This window comes from Arthrobacter sp. FB24, assembly GCF_000196235.1.
GTDB lineage: Bacteria > Actinomycetota > Actinomycetes > Actinomycetales > Micrococcaceae > Arthrobacter.
The window spans coordinates 1,407,397-1,426,436 of record NC_008541.1; the positions used below are offsets into that span (position 1 = coordinate 1,407,397).

The following is a 19,040-nucleotide window of genomic DNA, read 5'->3' on the forward strand; positions in this document are numbered from 1 at the left end:
CCGCTACCTTGCGTAGCGCTCCACGAAGTTGCTGAGTATCTTCATCGGTTCCGCCGCGGTGAACTGCCGGGCGTCCTCCATCAGCACCTCCGCCGATTCCGGCGGGAAGTAACCCGCGTGTCGGTAGATGTCGATCCGGGTGACCAGACCGTCCGCATCGAGCTCCGGGTGGAACTGCGTGGCGTACAGGTTGGCCCTGATCCGGAACATGTGCACCGGGCAGGCCGCGGAACTGGCCAGGAGCACCGCGTGGGAAGGAAGGACGCTGACGGCTTCCTTGTGGCCGGTGAAGGCTGTGAAGCTTTCCGGCAGTCCGCGCAGGAGGGGATCCTGCAGGCCTTCCGCTGTGAGGCTGATGGTGGTGCCGCCCAGACCCTCGCCGTAGGTCCGGTCAATGACCGCGCCCTGGTGCAGGCCCAGCGTACCGACCCCGTAGCAGGCGCCGAGGAACGGGAAATCCGCCGGCACAATACGGTCCAGCAGCAGGCGCAGTTCATGCTCCACCCGGTGCTGGGCCGCGCTCTTATGGTCGGCCGGGTCACTGGACGTGAAGGGGCTGCCGCCTACGATCACCCCGGAGTAATCGGACAGGTCCAGATCCGGCATGGGTCCGGCTTCCATCCGGATGCGCCTCAGCTGCGCCGGCACAAGTCCGCCATAGCGCAGATAGGCCTCGTATTCCTCCTCGGCAGCCAGGTCCTCGGCACGCGATGCAAGAAGTAGAAATGGCTTCACACGCTAAGTGTGCATGGAGCCGCCCCCGGGCGCCATGGGCGCGCCGGGGGCGGCGTGGAATGCTGTGTATGCCGGCCGGGACGGAGCCGGCGCAGGCCTAGTCCTCGATAGTGGCGATCACGGCACCGGCGGAAACCGTCTCGCCCGCGATGGCGGCCAGGCCGGTAATGGTGCCCGCGCGGTGGGCCGTGAGGGGCTGCTCCATCTTCATCGCTTCGAGCACGACGACGAGATCACCTTCGGCAACAAGGTCGCCTTCCACGACGGCCACCTTCACGATGGTCCCCTGCATGGGGGAGGTCAGCGAGTTGCCGCCCGCAGCAGCCGCCGGTCCGCCGGAGCGGGAACGCTTCTTGGCCTTGGCCGGTTTGCCCGAGCCGCCGCCGGTGCTGAACGAGCCGAGCGACGCCGGAAGGACCACTTCAAGGCGTTTGCCGCCCACCTCGACGACAACGCGCTGGCGGTCTCCGGCGTCGGAAGCTTCACCTTCGGCGCCGTCAGGCGTCCACGCCGGAATGTTGTTGACGAACGCCGTCTCGATCCAGCGGGTGTGGACCTTGAACGGTCCTTCAGCCGGGGCGAAGTCGGGGTTGGTGACCACTGCGAGGTCGAAGGGAATGACGGTGGGGATGCCCTCGACCACCATCTCCTCCAAGGCCCGGCGGGAGCGCTGCAGTGCCTGCTCGCGGGTGGCGCCGGTGACGATCAGCTTGGAGAGCATCGAGTCGAAGTTCCCGCTGATGACGTCGCCCTGCTCCACGCCGGAGTCAATCCTGACGCCGGGGCCGGTGGGGTTCTTCAATGTGGTGATGGTGCCGGGGGCGGGCATGAAGTTGCGGCCGGGATCTTCGCCGGTGATGCGGAACTCGATCGAGTGTCCGCGGACCTCGGGATCGTCGTAGCCGAGCTTTTCGCCGCGGGCCAGCCGGAATTGCTCGCGGACAAGGTCGATTCCGGTCACTTCCTCGGAGACGCAGTGCTCCACCTGGAGGCGGGTGTTGACCTCAAGGAATGAGATGGTGCCGTCCTGCCCCACCAGGAACTCGCACGTTCCGGCGCCCAGGTAGCCGGCCTCCTTGAGGATGGCCTTGGACGACTCGTAGAGGCGGCGGTTCTGCTCTTCGGTCAGGAAGGGCGCGGGCGCCTCTTCCACCAGCTTCTGGTTGCGGCGTTGCAGCGAGCAGTCGCGGGTGGAGACCACCACGACGTTGCCGTAGGCGTCCGCCAGGCACTGGGTTTCGACGTGCCGCGGGGCATCCAGGAATCGCTCAATGAAGCATTCTCCGCGCCCGAACGCCGCCACAGCCTCGCGGACGGCCGATTCGAACAGCTCCGGAATTTCCTCGCGCGTGCGGGCCACCTTGATGCCGCGGCCACCGCCGCCGAACGCCGCCTTGATGGCCACGGGCAGGCCGAACTTGTCCACGAACTCGAGGATCTCCTCCGCGGACTCCACGGGATCGGCGGTGCCGGGGACCTGAGGTGCACCCACCTTTTCGGCGATGTGCCGGGCCTGGACCTTGTCGCCGAGGGCGGAGATTGCCTCCGGGGAGGGGCCGATCCAGGTGATGCCCGCACCGATGACCATGGCGGCGAACTGTGCGTTTTCGGCCAGGAAGCCGTAGCCCGGGTGGATGGCGTCGGCGCCGCTCTGGTGCGCCACTTCGATGAGCTTTTCCATCACGAGGTAGGACTCGGCAGCGGTGTTGCCGCCCAGTGCGTAGGCCTCGTCCGCCAGGCGCACGTGCAGGGCGTCGCGGTCCGGGTCGGCGTAGACGGCCACCGAGGCGATGCCTTCGTCCCGGGCGGCGCGGATGATGCGCACAGCGATTTCACCGCGGTTGGCGATGAGGACTTTGCTCAGCCGCTTGGAGCTCGTCAGGGCGGCACCTGCGTGGCTTGGGGCGGTGGACTGCTCTGGACTTGCGGACTGCTCCGAATTTGCTGACAAGGCGTCTCCTTCTTTCCTTCAGGGAGCCTAGCGCGATTTTGAGGGTTCCGCCGATATTACTTGCGGATTCCGCGCGTAAAGCTCCGGACCTTTGTAGGGATGCTACAAAGAGCTGCGAATTGCCTCACTCCGCGCGGACATCGGCGGGGTCTATGGCGCCGCCGGTCCACAGTTCGGTGATGCCCACCTGCGCCTGGCCCAGCAGCCCGCGAAGGGTGGAAATGGAAAGTCCGACGACGGTGTGGGGGTCGCCGTCGACCTTCCGGATGAAGGCCCCGCCGTAACCGTCGATCGTGAAGGAGCCAGCGCACTGGAGCGGCTCGCCGGTGCCGATGTACGCGTCGATTTCTTCGACACTCATGTCCATGAAATGGACTTCGGCGGAGGTCACGGAGCCCAGCGTGGCGCCCGTGCCGGAAGCGGAGTCGCCGTCGGCGTCGTCGTCGAGCTCGGTGTCGCGGCAGTCCACCAGCCAGTGGCCGGTGTGCAGCACGCCCATGGCGCCGCTCATGCGCAGCATCCGCTCCTTGGCGACGTCGGCCGTGTACGGCTTGCCGTGTGCCTCTCCGTCGAACTCAAAGACGGAATCGCAGCCGAGCACCAGAGCACCCTCCGCCTCGGGCAGTGAGGCCACGGCCTCCGCTTTGGCTCGTGCCAGAAGCAGGGCGGTGTCGTGCGGGTCCGTGACGCCGTAGCGGGCCTGGACTGCGTCCTCATCCACGTCGGAGACGAGGATTTCGTGCCGGATGCCGGCATGGCTCAGCAGCTTGGTGCGTGCGGGGGACTGGGAGGCAAGAATGAGGCGGGTCACCGGTCCAGCCTAGTTCCCCCTGAGTCGCATTGTCGCTCGGTCTTTTCGCTCAGGTCTTTAGCGCTCGGCCTATTGTCGGAGGTCGGCTGGATAGTTGGTTCATGGACGGGAACCAGGGACCGCAGGGGGAACCAGCAATGGCCGGACGCGATGAATACGATCTTCAAAGTCTGAAGGCGATGCTCGACTGTTTGCTGAGCAGTGTCAGGACGCGTCTCGAAGTGGCAGCTGTGCTGAGCCATGCGCCCACCGCTACGTCAGGGGTGGGTACCACGCCGATGGCATCCCGAGCGGCTGACCGGCTTCGGCATGCCGTGATTCGTCTTATGGCAGCTAATGCCAGAGCGGTGGACACCAGGGCAGCCGGTGCCAGAACAATTGATGTCACAGCCCAGAGGGACACTTGACCTGTGGACGGGAATTCGGGGTCCGAAGCGGTACCGGCAGCAGTGGAGTGCTGTTGTGCTTGCGGCCGGTGGCGTGAGCCTGCAGGGGATGCGTTTGAGGGGGACGGTGCCCGGCTGATTGATGAGATCCGGGCCTTGGAAAACCACAAGTCTGCCCTCGCTGCCCGCCAGGCCCGGCTGGCTGTCGCATTTGACCAGCAGCAGCGCCGCCAACGGTCTGCTGCCGGAGCACCCGCAGACCAATGCGGGGCAGGTGTCGGAGCGCAGATCGCGCTCGCCCGTCGCGAATCCCCGGCTAACGGGAGCCGGCTGTTGGGCCTTGCCAAAGCTATGGTGACCGAGATGCCCCGGACCCTCGCAGCCCTGGAGACCGGGCAGTTGAACGAGTGGCGGGCCACGTTGTTGGTGCGCGAAACCGCCTGCCTGTCGGCGGAGGACCGCTGCGCCGTGGACGAGGAACTCGCCCCCGACACCGGCGCCTTTGACGGGGCAGGGGACCGCCGAATCATCGCCGCGGTCCGAGCCGCGGCTTACCGCCGTGACCCCCGTTGTGTCACCCGGAGGGCCAGTCACGCCGCAGCCGAACGCCACGTCAGCCTTCGTCCCGCTCCTGACACCATGTGCTACCTGACCGCCCTGCTGCCCGTCGCGGCGGGCGTCGCCGTTCACGCTGCCCTTGTCCTGAACGCGGAGTCTGTCCGCAGCAGCGGAGACCCTCGCTCTCGCGGACAAATCATGGCCGATGACCTGGTCGAACGCGTCACCGGGACGCCGGGCGGCTTTACAGGCATCGAAATCCAGCTCGTCATGACTGATCGGGCCCTCTTTCAAGGTGACAGCGAACCGGCACGCCTCCCCGGCTACGGTGTGGTCCCAAGCGGCTGGGCCAGAAACATCATTGACCGTGGCGGAGCTGCGCCTGCTATCCGGGATCAAGCCTTCAACACTTGGATCCGTCGTCTGTACACGGCCCCTGCCACGGGCGAGCTGGTGGCAATGGATTCCCGCGCCCGGCTTTTCCCCGCCGGACTCCGCCGCTTCATCGAGGCACGCGACGACACCTGCCGCACGCCCTTCTGCGACGCCCCCATCCGCCACCTGGACCACGTCGTCCCCTGGCACGGCGGCGGAGCCACAACACTGGACAACGGCGCCGGGCTCTGCGAGGCCTGCAACCACACTAAGGAAGCGCCGGGCTGGAAGGCTCACCCGTTGAACGCGCCAAACGCCAAGGGTGGGGCGAGGCATGCCATCCGGTTGACAACGCCCACCGGCCACAGCTACCGATCCACTGCACCGCCGTTGCCGGGAATCCAACGCGGCAGCCCGGCCGCCGACTCCGGAGAGCCGGAAGGGGTTCGCCAACGGAAAGAGCTTCGACATCGCGCCAAGATACACAGGCGAACCGTTCGGTCGCTGCGCGGTGCTCCATGCGCGGCGTAAACACGACACGGGCCGCAAGAAACGGCCGCTCAAGACCGCTTTTCATGACACGGGCACAGAAACAGGGCCGCCCGCCGATCGGGTGATCAGCGGGCGGGCCGGAACGGACTCGAAGAGGACTGTCAGCGTGCGCCGACCTCTTCCGCTTCTGTCACGACGGCGGTCTCATCCTTCCGGAGTTTCGTGCCCTCCACGTCGACGTCCGGCAGGATGCGGTCCAGCCAGCGCGGGAGCCACCAGGCCTTTTCGCCGAGCAGGTACATCACGGCCGGAACGATCGTCATCCGGACCACGAAGGCATCAATCAGCACACCGAAGGCCATGGCGAAGCCGAGCGGCCGGACCATGTTCAGATGCGAGAAGATGAAGCCGGCGAAAACGCTGACCATGATGATGGCGGCCGCGGTGACCACTGCAGAGGCATGGCTGAAACCGCTCCGGACGGCGTGCTTTGCCGATTCGCCGTGCATGAACGATTCACGCATGCCCGAGGTAATGAACACCTGGTAGTCCATGGCGAGTCCGAAAAGGACACCGATCAGGATGATGGGCAGGAAGCTCAGCACAGCGCCCGGATTTTCGACGCCGAACACCATCCCCAGCCAGCCCCACTGGTAAACGGCAACGACCGCGCCGAACGCAGCCGCAAGCGAGAGCAGGAACCCGCCGGTGGCCAGCAGCGGCACCCAGATGGAACGGAACACGAGCAGCAGCAGGATCAACGAGAGGCCCACCACAATCGCCAGGTACGGCGGCAGCGCGTCGCCGAGTTTGGTGGACACATCGACGTTGCCGGCGGTCTGGCCGGTGAGGCCGATGCTGACGCCGGTGGAATCCTTGATCTGGTCCTTTTCGGCGCGCAGTTCGGAGACCACCTGAACGGTGCTCGCACTGGCCGGGCCTTCATTCGGGATGACCTGGAACACTGCGGTGCGGCGGTCCTCACTCAGGGCCAGGGGCACGGCGGCCGTGACATTCCCGGTCTCGCGCAGTATGTCCGCGACGTCGAACTGCTTGGCCTGCGCGTCGGCCTCGCTGAGTCCCTCAGGGAGGTCGCCCACCACGATGATCGGGCCGGTCATGCCCTCGCCGAAGCTCCGCTTGGTGACGTCGTAGGCCTTGAATGCCTGTGAGGCGACCGGCTCGGAACTGGCGTCAGGCAAAGCAAGCCGGAGCTGGCTCGCCGGCAGTGCCATGACTCCGAGCAGCACCACGCCGGCCAGCAGGGCCAGCCACGGGTGGTTGGTGACGATGCCACCCCAGCCGTGGCTGCTGCGGTATTCGTCCCTGGCCCGGTCCTCGGTTTCGTGGCCGGGGGCCGCATTGTGCCTGGCAGCCTTGGCCCAGGCCCGCTTGGAGATCAGTTTCCGGCCCACGAGGGAGAGTACGGCCGGCGTCAGGGTCAGGGCCACGACGACGGCGACGCCCACCGTTGCTGCGGCCGAGAGACCCATCACGGCCAGGAACGGAAGGCCCGGGACCACGAGGGCGGCGAGTGCGATGATAACGGTCAGGCCGGCGAAGAGCACGGCATTGCCGGATGTGCCCGTGGCCAGCGCCACGGATTCCTCCGGGTCCATTCCGGAGAGCAGCTGGCCGCGGTGCCGGTTGACGATGAACAGGGAGTAGTCGATCCCGACGGCAAGGCCGAGCATTAGCGCGAGCATCGGGGAGATGGAGCTCATGTCGAAGGCGCCGCTCAGGGCGAACGTGGCACCCACGCCGACGGCCACGCCGACGACGGCCATGAGCAGCGGAAGCCCGGCAGCGATCAGGGTTCCGAGCATGATGATCAGGACCAGGGCTGCCACGGCGATGCCGATGATCTCGGCTGTGCCAAAGAGTTCGGAGATGTCCTCGCTGATTTCCTTGCTGGGCAGCGCGGTGACGTTGGCGGCGGACACCTCCTTGACGATGTCCTGGACTTCCTGGCGGACCTCGGGGTCGAGGCCGTTGATCGACGTCTTGAACTGGACCTGCGCGATCGCGGCCTTGCCGTCCTCGGAGACGAAACGCAGGCCCTTCGAGGCCTCGAGCTCGCGCGTGCCAAGGGCCAGCTTTGCCTCGCCGGCTTCCAGTTCCTTTGTGCCGGCGTCGAGCTTTGCCTGGCCTTCGGTAAGCGCTGCCTTCTGCTGGCCGAGCTGTGCCTCGATCGCGGCGGGCGGCAGGCCTGCGGCCACCATCTGCTGTTCGGCAGCTTCCAGCTGGGCCTTCCCTGCGGCGAGTTCGGCTGCGGATTGTTCCAGCCGGGCCTTGCCGGCAGCAGACTGCTCCTTGCCTGCGGTGAGGTCGGCGGCGGCCTTGTCCAGCTGTGCCTGGGTGGCGAACGGGTCGACCGTGCCTTGGACGTCGGGGAGGGTCTTGAGCTTGGTCAGCGCAGCCGTGACGGCGTCCTTCCCGGCTTGGCTGAATTGTGCGTCGTTGGCTTCGAACACAACGCTCGCGGAGCCGCCGGAGGACGAGGGGAGGTCGCTCTTGAGCTTGTCCGCCATCCGCTGCGTCTCGGTGCCCGGGATCTGGAAGTTGTTGGACAGGGTGCCGTGGAAGGCCGCAGCCGCGCCGCCGACGGCCAGCATGACGGCGAGCCACACGGAGATGACAAGCCAGCGGTGCCGGTAGGAGAACTTGCCGAGGCGGTAGAGCAAAAGTGCCATGTCAGAGCCGATCTGCGAAAGGGGTGGCGGTGGAGTTGTTGGCCGTGGTGCTGGCCTGGGGCGTTTCGGGGCGGGCGAATCCGGAGCCCAGCATGCTCATGGAATCGATCAGGAGTTGCCTGAGGATGGAGAGGGAGTCCGCGGTGAGGGACCCGCCGCACCGGGCGAACCAGACATCCATTGCAGCCTTGCCGCAGGAGATGAGGGAACCGGCGAGCGCGCGCAGATAAAGTTCGTCGAATTCCGCACCGGGAGTTTGGGCGAACCGTTCGCGGGCAGCGTCGATGATTTCCGCGGTGCAGTGGTCCCATGCTTCCAGTTCGGAGCGGTTGAGCTGCGGGTTGGACTGCGCCAGGCTGTACAGCTCGGCCATGGGGGCCACGGTCATGGGGTCGGCAAGCTGGATCAGGGCCGCCCGGGCCGACTCCAGGATGGGCTCGTGGGCTGGCCGCAGCCGGAACTGCGCAAGGGCGTGGTCCAGGAAACCGTGGGTCACCGCTGCCAGGGCCGCCTCCGTGCTGCTGAAGTAGTTGAAGAAAGTGCGCCGGGAAATGGCGGCGGCCTCGGCAATGTCCTCCACCGTGAAGTTACCCGGTCCCTTGCTGCGTAAAAGCTGGAGGGCGGCATCGGTAATGGCCTGGCGCGTTGCCGCCTTGTTGAGTTCACGTCGCGAGGGTGTTGCGGTGGCGCCGGAAGCCTGGCCTGGCGCGTTCTGTGAAGGGGTCACGGCATTACACTACGTGCATTTTTACACTCTGTGCAAGTTTGTCGTAAGCCCGATTCACAGCTTCCTGACAGCTGGATGACAGCTGTTCCCTAAGTGAATGCCGCACCCTTGAGGAAGGTAGGCGAACTGTAGCCACCAACGGAAGCAGCAAAGTTGCTGCGGCAGATCGAGGAGACGTGCCATGTCAAGCAGGAAGAAGTTGGGCCTCGGCCTGGGAGCCGCTGCCCTGGTTGTCGGGGCCGGGATCGGCATCAGCGGGATTGCGTCGGCCGCAACCACGCCAACGCCCACTCCGTCGACCAGCGCGTCGGCCAATACGAATGCGGACGGCCACGACCGCGGGCACAAGGGCGGCCGGCACGGACACGGAGGGGGCGTGCAGGCATCGGAGCTAGCTGCCAAGCTCGGTGTTGACGAGGCAAAGGTCACCGAGGCGCTCAAGACGTTCCGTGACGCGAACAAGCCGGCCACACGTCCAGCCGAGGGCACGAAGCCGGACAGGGAAGCCATGGAAGCGGCCCTGGCCAAATCCCTCGCGGAGTCACTGGGCATTGAGGAATCCAAGGTCACTGCCGCACTCGAGGAGCTGCGCACGGAGGCGCAGTCTGAGCGCGCTGCGGCACTCAAAACCCGGCTGGACAAGGCAGTCGCGGACGGCAAGCTCACCCAGGCGGAAGCGGACGCCGTCACTAAGGCCGTGGAGAACGGCGTGATCGGAGGCGGGGGCCACTAGGGCGTCCCGGTTAGCCGAACATACTGAAACGCCGCAGTCCCCCGGGAACATCCCGGGGGACTGCGGCGTCGTTAACCAAGCCTGATATCAGGCTTTCGCGTCGGCAAGTTCGCGGCCGTCCACTGCAGCCGCCGTCGGATCGGCAACCGCCTCGGTGGAGTCGTCTGCGAACGGGTCGCCGTTACGCGGTGCGTTGTAGAGCGACTCGTCCAGGATGCCCTGGCGCTTGGCAACGATCGTGGGGACGAGCGCCTGCCCGGCGACATTGACCGCCGTGCGGCCCATGTCCAGGATCGGATCGATCGCCAGCAGGAGGCCGACGCCGGCCAGCGGCAGTCCCAGCGTGGAGAGCGTCAGGGTCAGCATGACGACGGCGCCGGTGGTACCGGCAGTCGCGGCGGAGCCCAGCACGGAGACGAGGGCGATCAGCAGGTACTGGCTGAAGTCCAACTGGATGCCGAAGAACTGGGCGACGAAGATCGCCGAGATGGCAGGGTAGATCGCGGCGCAACCGTCCATCTTGGTGGTGGCGCCCAGGGGCACGGCGAAGGAGGCGTAGGCCCGGGGGACGCCCAGGCTGCGCTCGGTGACGCGCTGGGTCAGCGGCAGGGTGCCCACGGAAGAGCGGGAAACGAAGGCCAGCTGCACAGCGGGCCAGACACCGGAGAAATACTGCTTGACGGACAACCCGTGGGTGCGGATCAGGACGGGGTAGACCACGAACAGCACCAGGGCCAGGCCCACGTAGATGGCAAAGGTGAACTTGCCGAGCGACCCGATGGTGTCCCAGCCGTAGACGGCCACGGCGTTGCCAATGAGGCCAACGGTGCCCAGCGGGGCGATCCGGATGATCCACCACAGCACCTTCTGGATGACGGCGAGGGCGGAAGCGTTCAGGGTCAGGAACGGCTCAGCTGCCTTGCCCACCTTCAGGGCGGCCACGCCGACGGCGATCGCGATCACCAGGATCTGGAGGACATTGAAGCTGACCGCGGTGGTCACGGCGCCTGATTCAGCAACGGTGGAGCTGGCACCCAGGCCCAGGAAGTTCTTGGGGAAGAGTCCGACCAGGAACGCCCACCAGTCACCGGACTTGCCGGAGTACTTGGCTTCCTGGGTGATGCCGGTGCTGGCGCCGGGCTGGAGCAGCACACCCAGGCCGATGCCGATCAGCACTGCGATCAGGGACGTGATGGCGAACCATAGGAGCGTGTTCCACGCCAGCTTTGCGGCGTTGGACACCTGGCGGAGGTTCGAGATCGAGCTGACCACCGCGGTGAAGATGAGGGGAACCACGGCGGTCTGCAGCAGCGAGACGTAGCTCGAGCCGATGGTCTGCAGGGTGGCGCCGAGGGCATTGGGGCTCGCCTTGGTGCTGCCCGTGTACTTGGCCAGGAGGCCGAGGCCCAGGCCCACGATCAGGGCGGCGATGATCTGGAAGCCGAATGAACCGGCCCATTTGGGCAGCCGGAAGCCGGTGTTTCCTGCGGGGGAGGGGGTGCTGGTTTGAGTGCTCACCCGAACACGCTAGGACCGGTGCAGTTATCACGACGAACGGATGTTGAGAAATATTACGGGAATAAACTCCAAGGGCAGCCGGAAAATCCCTAGAAAATCGCGTAGGCGGGCACTTTTGTGAAGTTATTCCCGGCACCCGTGTGGCAAACGTCTCGCGCGGAACGGAGGAACGGGCATCCGGCAGCGTGCGTCAAAGCGACGATGGAGCAGCACGCCGAGGACGTCCGTCCCTCCGGGACGCACGGGGACGGGGATTACCCAAGCAGTGCGCGCTTGAGGGTATCGAGCCCCACGGAGCCGATGTTCAGGGCCTTGGTGTGGAAGGCCTTCAGGTCGAAACCGGGGCGGGCTTCAAGCTCGGCGCGGATCTGTTCCCAGAGGCGCTGGCCCACCTTGTAGGACGGCGCCTGGCCCGGCCATCCCAGGTAGCGGGCGAACTCGAAATTGAGCTGGCCCTCACTGATCGCCAGGTTCTCTTTCAGGAAGCCGTACCCCTTGTCCGGTGTCCAGGTGCCGCTGCCCCAGCGTTCCGGAACCTCCAGCTCCAGGTGTACGCCGATGTCGAACACCACACGCGCCGCACGCATGCGCTGCATGTCCAGCATGCCCATGTGGTCGCCCGGGTCCTTGAGGTAACCCAGTTCCTGCATCAGTTTCTCGGCGTACAGTGCCCAGCCTTCGCCGTGGCCGGACGTCCAGCAGACGTTGCGTCGCCACTTGTTGAGCAGCTCCCGGCGGTAGACGGCCGTAGCGATCTGGAGGTGGTGTCCGGGTACGCCTTCGTGGAACACCGTGGTGGTCTCTGCCCACGTGGTGAACGTGTCCTCGCCCGCAGGTACGGACCACCACATCCGGCCCGGCCTGCTGAAGTCGTCGGAAGGGCCGGTGTAGTAGATGCCGCCTTCGTCCGTGGGGGCGATCAGGCATTCGAGCGTCTTCATGATGTCCGGGATCTCGAAGTGAACACCGGCGAGATCCGCCACGGCCTTGTCCGAGAGGTCCTGCATCCACGCCTTTAAGGCGTCGGTGCCTTTGAGTTGCCGGGCGGGATCGCTGTTCAGGATCTCCTTGGCTTCCGCCACGGAAGCGCCGGGCCGGATCTCGTTGGCCACGCGTTCCTGTTCGGCGATGAGCCGCTCGAGTTCCTGGACGCCCCAGGCGTACGTCTCGTCGAGGTCCACGGTCGCGCCGAGGAATGCCCGGGACGCCAGTGCATAGCGGTCCCGGCCCACCGCGTCCTTGGCCGGTGCCACGGGGAGCAGCTCGGCGGAGAGGAAGTCCGCCAGTTTCACGTAGGCTGCGCTGGCCGCGGCAGCGCCGGCGTCAAGTTTTGCCCGCAGTTCCGCGGAAAGCGGGCCGTCCTGGGTCTTTGCGCCGGCGGCCTTCTTCGCGAAGAAGCCGTCCACGGCGGCGTATTTGGTGGCCTGCTCGATGACGATGGCCACCTGCCGGGCAGCGGAGACCTTGCCCTGCTCCTTTGCGGAACGCAGCGACTCGATATAACCGTCGATCGCTCCGGGGACGCTGTGGGCACGGCCGGCGATGTGCTCCCAGTGTTCGGCGGTGTCGGTGGGCATCAGGTCGAAAATGGAGCGGATAGTCTGTGCCGGCGATTCGATGTTGTTCAGTTCGGCGGCATCCCAGCCCGATGCGTGGATTTCCAACTGCAGTCCCAGCCGTTCGCGCATGGCGTCGAGCGTTACGGCGTCCACGTCGTCCACCGGCTCCAGTCCGTCAAGTGCGTTGAGCGCTTCCGTGGCCGCTCTCATGAACCTTTCGATGCCGGCCGGCGAGAAGTCCTGGAATTCGGTCTCACGGCCCGGTACGCCCAGCACTGTGGCGAAGCTCGGATTGAGCCGTATCAGGGTGTCCGTGTAGCCGTCGGCGACGGCGTCGATGGCTGTATGGGGGCGCGCGGAGGCTGCGGATTCGGTAGTCACCCCCCGAGACTAACGGGGCAAACCCGGTTATGAAAGACTCACTGAACTTTTCGGTGTGTCAGCGGACGGCCGCGACGGCGGCCACCCGGCTGCGCGTCAGCCGCGGCTGCGCTTCCAGGCTCCCGGCCCGGGGGCGGGGGCCAGGCGCAGCTGCTGCCGGCGCACCCAGTGGCGGACACTGGGCTTGGCCTCGCCTTCCGGCTCGGCACTGCCGAGGGAGAGCACGACGGCGGTCAACGCCACGAGTTCGACGTCGGTCGGTTTGCCCTTGACCACGGAGAACAGCGGCTCCGCGGCCTCGGCGCCGCTTCCGTCCGGAGTCTGCGCGGGTTCAACCGCCGCCTTTGCGGCCGGCTCCACGTCCGGGCTCACAGCGGAATGTTTCCGTGCTTCTTGGCGGGAAGGCTGGCGCGCTTGTCCCGCAGGGCGCGCAGGCCCTTGATGATCTGTACCCGGGTCTCCGAGGGTGCAATAACGGCATCCACATAGCCAAGCTGGGCCGCCTGGTAGGGGTTGAGCAGCTCTTCCTCGTACTGCCGGATGACCTCTGCGCGCTTGGCCTCGACATCGCCGCCGGCCTCCGCAACAGCGGCAAGCTCACGGCGGTACAGGATGTTGACGGCGCCCTGCGCGCCCATGACGCCGATCTGGGCCGTGGGCCAGGCCAGATTAAGGTCGGCGCCGAGCTTTTTGGATCCCATCACGATGTAGGCCCCGCCGTATGCCTTGCGGGTGATGACCGTGAGCTTGGGGACGGTCGCCTCGGCGTAGGCATACAGGAGCTTGGCGCCGCGGCGGATGATTCCCTGGAATTCCTGGTCCTTGCCCGGAAGGAAGCCCGGCACGTCCACCAGCGTGATGATGGGGATGTTGAAGGCGTCGCAGTGGCGGACGAAGCGCGCGGCCTTTTCCGAGGCCGAGATGTCCAGGGTGCCGGCGAACTGCATGGGCTGGTTCGCGACGACGCCTACAGTGTGCCCTTCGATCCGGCCGTAGCCGATCATCACGTTGGGTGCGTACAGTGCCTGCATCTCGAGGAAATGGCCGTCGTCCACGATCTGCTCCACGACTTTGCGCATGTCGTAGGGCTGGTTGGCGGAATCCGGAATGAGCGTGTCCAGGGCGAGATCGTCGTCGTCGACCTCCAGATCCTGCTGGTGTTCCTGCACCGGAGCCTCGGCGAGGTTGTTGGAGGGCAGGAAGTCCAGGAGTTCGCGGACGAACTCGATGGCGTCCGCCTCGTCCGCAGCCAGGTATGTGGACGTGCCCGTGTTGGCGTTGTGCTGCCGCGCACCGCCCAGGGTTTCCATGTCAACGTCCTCGCCGGTGACGGTCTTGATCACGTCCGGCCCGGTGATGAACATGTGGGAGGTCTTGTCCACCATGACCACGTAGTCGGTCAGGGCGGGGGAGTAGGCCGCGCCGCCGGCCGAGGGTCCCATGATGAGGGAAATCTGCGGGACCACTCCGGACGCATGGACGTTGTTGCGGAAGATGTCCGCGAACATGGCCAGGGAGGCGACGCCTTCCTGGATGCGTGCGCCGCCGCCGTCGAGAATGCCTACTACCGGGCAGCCGTTGCGCAACGCGAATTCCTGCACCTTGACGATCTTCTCGCCATTAACCTGGCTAAGTGAACCGCCGTAGACCGAGAAGTCCTGGCTGTACACGGCCACGGGGCGGCCGTCCACCGTGCCGTATCCGGACACCAGTCCGTCGCCCAGGGGCTTCTTCTTTTCCATGCCGAAGGCCGTGGAGCGGTGCACGGCCAGGGCGTCGAATTCCACGAAGGAATCCGCGTCCAGTAGGAGGTCGATGCGTTCACGCGCGGTGTTCTTGCCGCGGGCGTGCTGCTTTTCGATGGCCTCGGGGCCGGATGGCTGCTCGGCACGCGCCTGGCGGTCGCGGAAGTCGGCAATCTTTCCCGCTGTCGTGGTCAGATCGTGGCTCATCAAGTGTCTCCGGCTCTGTAGCTGATGGTCGCTGGCACTGTGTCGCAACGGCGCTTAAGTAGCTTCCGCACAAAAACAGGACCCTGTTGGCTAGTCTAGTGACGCTATTGGCCCGGACCGCTGTAGAAAACCTACAATTTTCTGCCCTTGAGAGACAGCGACCAGTATGTTACTCGCCGGTAACATACTTCGGCTAGAGTGTCCCTATGACTTCAAGCAACGATGCTTCGGGCACCGCCGCAGGGCCGTACCAGGCCGCCGGTTCCCTTCAGGGCCGCACCATTCTGATGTCGGGCGGCAGCCGCGGGATCGGCCTGGCTATTGCCCTCCGCGCCGCATGTGACGGCGCCAACATAGTACTGATGGCAAAGACCGGCCAGCCGCACGCGAAACTGGAAGGGACGGTCTTCAGCGCTGCGGAACAGCTGCTGGCGGCGGGCGGCCAGGCACTCCCGATCGTGGGCGACGTGCGCAACGACGAAGACGTCGCCGGGGCGGTTGCCGCCGCCGTCGAACGCTTTGGCGGGATCGACATTGTGATCAACAATGCCTCCGCAATCGACCTGTCCAAGACGGACGCCGTGGACATGAAGCGCTACGACCTGATGCAGGACATCAATGTCCGGGGCACCTTCCTGCTCTCCAAGCTCGCGCTTCCTGCCCTCCGCCGTTCGTCGTCCGCCCACATCCTCACCCTGTCGCCGCCGCTGAACCTGGATCCCAAATGGGCCGGCATGCACCTTGCCTACACGATGGCCAAATACGGAATGAGCCTCACCACGCTCGGCCTGGCCGAAGAACTCAAGGAAGACCGGATCAACGTCAACTCACTCTGGCCCTGCACCCTGATCGACACCGCAGCCATCCGCAACATGCCCGGCGGCGAGAACATGGTGAAGGCCGCCCGCGGGCCGGAGATCATGGCGGATGCGGCGCATGCCGTGCTGACGGGAGGCAACCTGCAGGCAGGCGGCGGCTCGCCGAGCGGCAATTTCTACACGGATGAACAGGTGCTCTCCGCGGCGGGAGTTGCTGATTTTTCCCCGTACAGCCTGGGCGCGCCGGAGGACCGGCTGGTCCCTGACATTTTCCTCTGAGAACACCTCGGCCCGCCGCCTGAGCCGCGCCAACTCGGTAGGATTCAACTATGGACGCCCCACAGCCTGCCGACGGCCAGGACCCGAACAACACGCAGTCTTCCGAGCCCGGCCCGGAGCGGCGGAACCCCGACGTTCCTTCCGCTGCCCAGCCGGACGCGGTTCCCCGCGTCGGTCTCAACAGGGCCGAGTTGGGCAGTGAGGAATTCCTGTCCGCCAACGGCATAGCGCAGCTGACGGTGGTGGACTCGACAGGCTCCACCAACGCGGACCTCCTGCAGGGTGTGACCGTGGATCCCCGCGCCTGGCCGGACCTTTCGGTGTTGACGGCGGAGCACCAGACCGCGGCCCGCGGCCGGCTGGACCGCCACTGGGAGGCGCCGCCCCTGAGCTCCGTTTCCGTGTCGATCGTCCTCCGCCCGGTCAACGCGGAAGGACGGCCGCTGCCGACGCACAGTTACTCCTGGTTCTCGCTGCTCGCCGCGCTTGCGCTGCGTGAGGCACTCCTGGAAACGGCAGGAATACCGGCCGAAATCAAATGGCCCAACGACGTGATGGTGCGCGGCCGGAAAATCGCGGGCATCCTGGCGCAGCTTGGACCCATGGGGGACGGCTCCGTTCCGCCGGTGATTCTGGGCACGGGGCTCAATGTGACCCTTACTGCAGGGGAGCTTCCCGTTCCCACGGCCACGTCAGTGCTGCTGGAGAATGCCCGCACCGTGGACCGCACGGTACTCCTCAAGAGTTACCTTTCGCGGTTTGCCGCGCTCTATCGAAACTTCTGCAATGCCGACGGCGACCCCGCTGCCGGGATGGCAGGCGGACCCTCGCTGCACAAGCGGGTCGAGTCGGTCATGACCACCCTCGGCAAGCAAGTGCGCGCACAACTGCCCGGTGACCACGAGATCATCGGCCATGCCTCCCGCCTGGACGAATACGGTTCCCTCCTAGTGGTCGATTCGGCCCGGCACGAACACGTCGTGACGGCCGGTGACGTCGTCCACCTCCGGCCGTGGACCCCGCCTGGCACAGGCGGCGGTTCAGGAACCGAAACGGGCACCGGCACGGGCACCGCCGAAAGCGGATATGCGTAAAGACCTCCTGCCGGGTGAACAGGTCATCACTGTGACCCGGCCGCAGCCCCGGAAGCTCTTTTTTCCGGGGCTGCTGTTCATCGTTGCTCCTGCCCTGGGCGCCTTCGCCAGTGCCTGGATCGTGAAAGGCGAGCCAGCCAGGCTGGTTCCGCTGATCACCGGGGAATGGACGTTCTGGCTCGTCGCAGTGTGCGCCGGGGCCGTCGCGTGGATACTGTTGGGGTACTGCCTGCCTCGCGTGCTCCGGTGGCACGCTACGCAGTACGTCCTGACCAGCCGGCGGATAATTGCCCGTTATGGCATGTTGCGCAGGCGGGACATCCAGATCCCGCTCGCTCACGTCCATCACATAGGCGTCAGTCAGTCACTCTGGCAACGCATATTGCGGTCCGGGAATATATCGTTGGATACCGGACAGGGTGCGGATGCCGTCATCCCGGATGTGCCGGAGGCAGTGAGGTTCCGGAATTTCGTTCTCGATGCCATCGATGACCTGCCACCCGGTGTGGTCTTCGAGGCAGACCGGGCGCGGCAACTAGCCGGGGAAGCACAGTACTACCGGCCGCGGGAAGCGGGAGAGCAGTGGGATTCGAGAGAAGGTGGAAGAGATGAGCGTTGAGAATGCCGGACCCGTGGACGAGGCCGAGCGGTCCGAGATGCCCTCACCGCCGGACGCAGTAGTGGAAACCGCCACCCTTGAAGCCGCTGTGCTGGAAGATGCCTCGCTGGACACAGTTTCGGTGGAGGCGCCCTTGCTCGAAACCTCCGTAGCCGGGGACCCCGCCGGCACGCCGTCGGCAACCCACCAGCCGATACCACACGACCCCGCCCCCTACGATCCGGCTCCGGCGGGAACATCCCCGACTGAGGCACCCCCCACCGGGACACTCTCCGCCGAACGGCTCGCAGCCAAGGCGCTCGAAGCCAGGCTCCTTGGCGGTGAGCGAAAGCTCCGCCGCCGCGAGGTGGCGGCCGGTGCCGGACTGTCACTGCTGTCAGCCCGCAAGTTGTGGCGCGCCCTGGGCTTTCCCAACCTCGGCGACGAGGACGTGGCCTTCACCGAACGCGACCAGGCGGCGCTGTCCACCGTGGTGGACCTGGTCCGCGCCGGGAAGCTCACCGAAGAGGCGGCCATCTCGGTGACCCGTGCCATCGGGCAGATGACTGACCGGATGGTGGTGTGGCAAATCGAAGCCCTGGTGGAGGACATGGTCCACCGGCAGGGCGTGTCGGACGCTGTGGCCCGCAAGCGGCTGGTCAATCAGCTCCCGTCCCTCGTGGACGCCCTCGAGGAAATGCTCGTTTACTCCTGGCGCCGGCAGCTCAACGCTGGTGTCCAGCGTCTTGCCGTGCGGGCCGAAGCCGGACTGCAGGCGAGTGAAGAGGGCCGCGAAGGCGATGAGGATGACGCGCCATTGCCCCTCGCGAGGGCAGTGGGCTTTGCCGACCTGGTCTCCTATACCAGCCTCTCCAGGCGCATGAACGAGAAGACGCTCGCCCAGCTGGTTCAGCGTTTCGAAAACAAGTGCGCCGAAATCATCTCGGTAGGCGGTGGCCGCCTGGTGAAGACAGTGGGCGACGAAGTCCTTTATATTGCCGAGACGCCTGCGGCGGGTGCCGAGATTTCCCTCGCCCTGTCACAGGCCTTTACCGAGGACGAGATCCTGCCAGAGGCCCGGGTTGCCATGGTGTGGGGACGGATCCTCTCGCGTCTGGGCGACATCTACGGGCCCACTGTTAATCTCGCCGCCCGGCTGACGGCACTGGCCGACCCCGGCACGGTGCTGGTGGACTCGATGACTGCCGCCGCCTTGGAACACGACGAGCGGTTTGTGCTGGTGCCGCAAAAGGCCGAGGAAGTCCGCGGCTTCGGCGAAATCCACCCGGTCCTGCTGCAGCGCGGCAGCGGCAGTGGCCTCGTCCTGGACTGATGCCCCGGACCGTCCGGGTTTCTACATTTGATGGTCTTATGACATAG

Annotated in this window: 15 protein-coding genes; 6 read left to right on the forward strand and 9 right to left on the reverse strand. The window is 66.0% G+C overall.

Going from position 1 to position 19,040, the window contains the following annotated elements; all coding sequences use genetic code 11:
* Positions 1–3: 3 nt before the first annotated feature.
* The 3 genes from ARTH_RS06445 to ARTH_RS06455 all read right to left on the reverse strand — a co-directional run bounded on the left by ARTH_RS06445 (position 4) and on the right by ARTH_RS06455 (position 3,497).
* On the reverse strand, positions 4–735 hold the full coding sequence (locus ARTH_RS06445) for a glutamine amidotransferase (protein WP_011691131.1): 732 nt from the start codon (positions 733–735) through the stop codon (positions 4–6).
* Positions 736–832: 97 nt separating this feature from the next.
* Positions 833–2,686, reverse strand: coding sequence for an acetyl/propionyl/methylcrotonyl-CoA carboxylase subunit alpha (locus ARTH_RS06450; RefSeq protein WP_011691132.1), 1,854 nt, complete (start codon positions 2,684–2,686; stop codon positions 833–835).
* Between the two features lie 124 nt (positions 2,687–2,810).
* Complete coding sequence (locus ARTH_RS06455; RefSeq protein ID WP_011691133.1) at positions 2,811–3,497, reverse strand: Maf family protein; 687 nt, start codon at positions 3,495–3,497, stop codon at positions 2,811–2,813.
* 521 nt (positions 3,498–4,018) lie between these two features.
* Here ARTH_RS06455 and ARTH_RS06460 point away from each other — a divergent pair.
* Positions 4,019–5,347, forward strand: coding sequence for an HNH endonuclease (locus ARTH_RS06460; RefSeq protein ID WP_156810778.1), 1,329 nt, complete (start codon positions 4,019–4,021; stop codon positions 5,345–5,347).
* 122 nt (positions 5,348–5,469) lie between these two features.
* Here ARTH_RS06460 and ARTH_RS06465 read toward each other — a convergent pair whose 3' ends face one another.
* Positions 5,470–8,001, reverse strand: coding sequence for an MMPL family transporter (locus ARTH_RS06465; RefSeq protein WP_011691136.1), 2,532 nt, complete (start codon positions 7,999–8,001; stop codon positions 5,470–5,472).
* Between the two features lies 1 nt (position 8,002).
* Entirely contained in the window at positions 8,003–8,728 is a 726-nt protein-coding gene (locus ARTH_RS06470; RefSeq protein WP_011691137.1) for a TetR/AcrR family transcriptional regulator, read from the reverse strand.
* A 181-nt stretch (positions 8,729–8,909) separates the two neighbouring features.
* Here ARTH_RS06470 and ARTH_RS06475 point away from each other — a divergent pair, with 181 nt between their 5' ends.
* Positions 8,910–9,461 carry a hypothetical protein gene (locus ARTH_RS06475; protein WP_011691138.1) on the forward strand — a complete coding sequence of 184 codons (552 nt, stop codon included), beginning with the start codon at positions 8,910–8,912 and terminating at the stop codon, positions 9,459–9,461.
* An 87-nt stretch (positions 9,462–9,548) separates the two neighbouring features.
* On the opposite strand, the gene ARTH_RS06480 is transcribed toward ARTH_RS06475, so the two are convergent.
* The 4 genes from ARTH_RS06480 to ARTH_RS06495 form a co-directional block, all read right to left on the reverse strand.
* On the reverse strand, positions 9,549–10,979 hold the full coding sequence (locus ARTH_RS06480) for a dicarboxylate/amino acid:cation symporter (protein WP_011691139.1): 1,431 nt from the start codon (positions 10,977–10,979) through the stop codon (positions 9,549–9,551).
* A 254-nt stretch (positions 10,980–11,233) separates the two neighbouring features.
* Positions 11,234–12,919, reverse strand: a complete 1,686-nt coding sequence (locus tag ARTH_RS06485) for a DUF885 domain-containing protein (RefSeq protein WP_011691140.1) — start codon at positions 12,917–12,919, stop codon at positions 11,234–11,236.
* 96 nt (positions 12,920–13,015) lie between these two features.
* Positions 13,016–13,291: an acyl-CoA carboxylase subunit epsilon gene (locus ARTH_RS06490; RefSeq protein WP_011691141.1), complete on the reverse strand. Its 276-nt coding sequence runs from the start codon at positions 13,289–13,291 to the stop codon at positions 13,016–13,018.
* On the reverse strand, positions 13,288–14,871 hold the full coding sequence (locus tag ARTH_RS06495) for an acyl-CoA carboxylase subunit beta (protein ID WP_011691142.1): 1,584 nt from the start codon (positions 14,869–14,871) through the stop codon (positions 13,288–13,290). The genes ARTH_RS06490 and ARTH_RS06495 overlap by 4 nt, the downstream gene beginning before the upstream one ends.
* 206 nt (positions 14,872–15,077) lie before the next feature.
* On the opposite strand from ARTH_RS06495, the gene ARTH_RS06500 reads away from it, so the two are divergent.
* From ARTH_RS06500 to ARTH_RS06515, 4 genes are read left to right on the forward strand one after another with little or no spacing between them, the layout of a single operon-like run.
* Positions 15,078–15,968, forward strand: coding sequence for an SDR family oxidoreductase (locus ARTH_RS06500; RefSeq protein WP_011691143.1), 891 nt, complete (start codon positions 15,078–15,080; stop codon positions 15,966–15,968).
* A gap of 50 nt (positions 15,969–16,018) precedes the next feature.
* A complete protein-coding gene (locus ARTH_RS06505; protein WP_011691144.1) occupies positions 16,019–17,062 on the forward strand; it encodes a biotin--[acetyl-CoA-carboxylase] ligase in 1,044 nt (347 codons plus the stop codon).
* Positions 17,055–17,681, forward strand: coding sequence for a PH domain-containing protein (locus ARTH_RS06510; RefSeq protein WP_011691145.1), 627 nt, complete (start codon positions 17,055–17,057; stop codon positions 17,679–17,681). The genes ARTH_RS06505 and ARTH_RS06510 overlap by 8 nt, the downstream gene beginning before the upstream one ends.
* Positions 17,671–18,993, forward strand: coding sequence for an adenylate/guanylate cyclase domain-containing protein (locus ARTH_RS06515; RefSeq protein ID WP_232223601.1), 1,323 nt, complete (start codon positions 17,671–17,673; stop codon positions 18,991–18,993). The genes ARTH_RS06510 and ARTH_RS06515 overlap by 11 nt, the downstream gene beginning before the upstream one ends.
* Positions 18,994–19,040 lie beyond the last annotated feature (47 nt).

Excerpts from the sequence above, each read along its gene's own strand:
- ARTH_RS06465 (WP_011691136.1), bottom strand. The coding sequence starts at position 8,001 with ATGGCACTTTTGCTCTACCGCCTCGGCAAGTTCTCCTACCGGCACCGC.
- ARTH_RS06475 (WP_011691138.1), top strand. The coding sequence starts at position 8,910 with ATGTCAAGCAGGAAGAAGTTGGGCCTCGGCCTGGGAGCCGCTGCCCTG.
- ARTH_RS06495 (WP_011691142.1), bottom strand. The coding sequence starts at position 14,871 with ATGAGCCACGATCTGACCACGACAGCGGGAAAGATTGCCGACTTCCGC.
- ARTH_RS06500 (WP_011691143.1), top strand. The coding sequence starts at position 15,078 with ATGACTTCAAGCAACGATGCTTCGGGCACCGCCGCAGGGCCGTACCAG.
- ARTH_RS06505 (WP_011691144.1), top strand. The coding sequence starts at position 16,019 with ATGGACGCCCCACAGCCTGCCGACGGCCAGGACCCGAACAACACGCAG.
- ARTH_RS06510 (WP_011691145.1), top strand. The coding sequence starts at position 17,055 with ATGCGTAAAGACCTCCTGCCGGGTGAACAGGTCATCACTGTGACCCGG.
- ARTH_RS06515 (WP_232223601.1), top strand. The coding sequence starts at position 17,671 with ATGAGCGTTGAGAATGCCGGACCCGTGGACGAGGCCGAGCGGTCCGAG.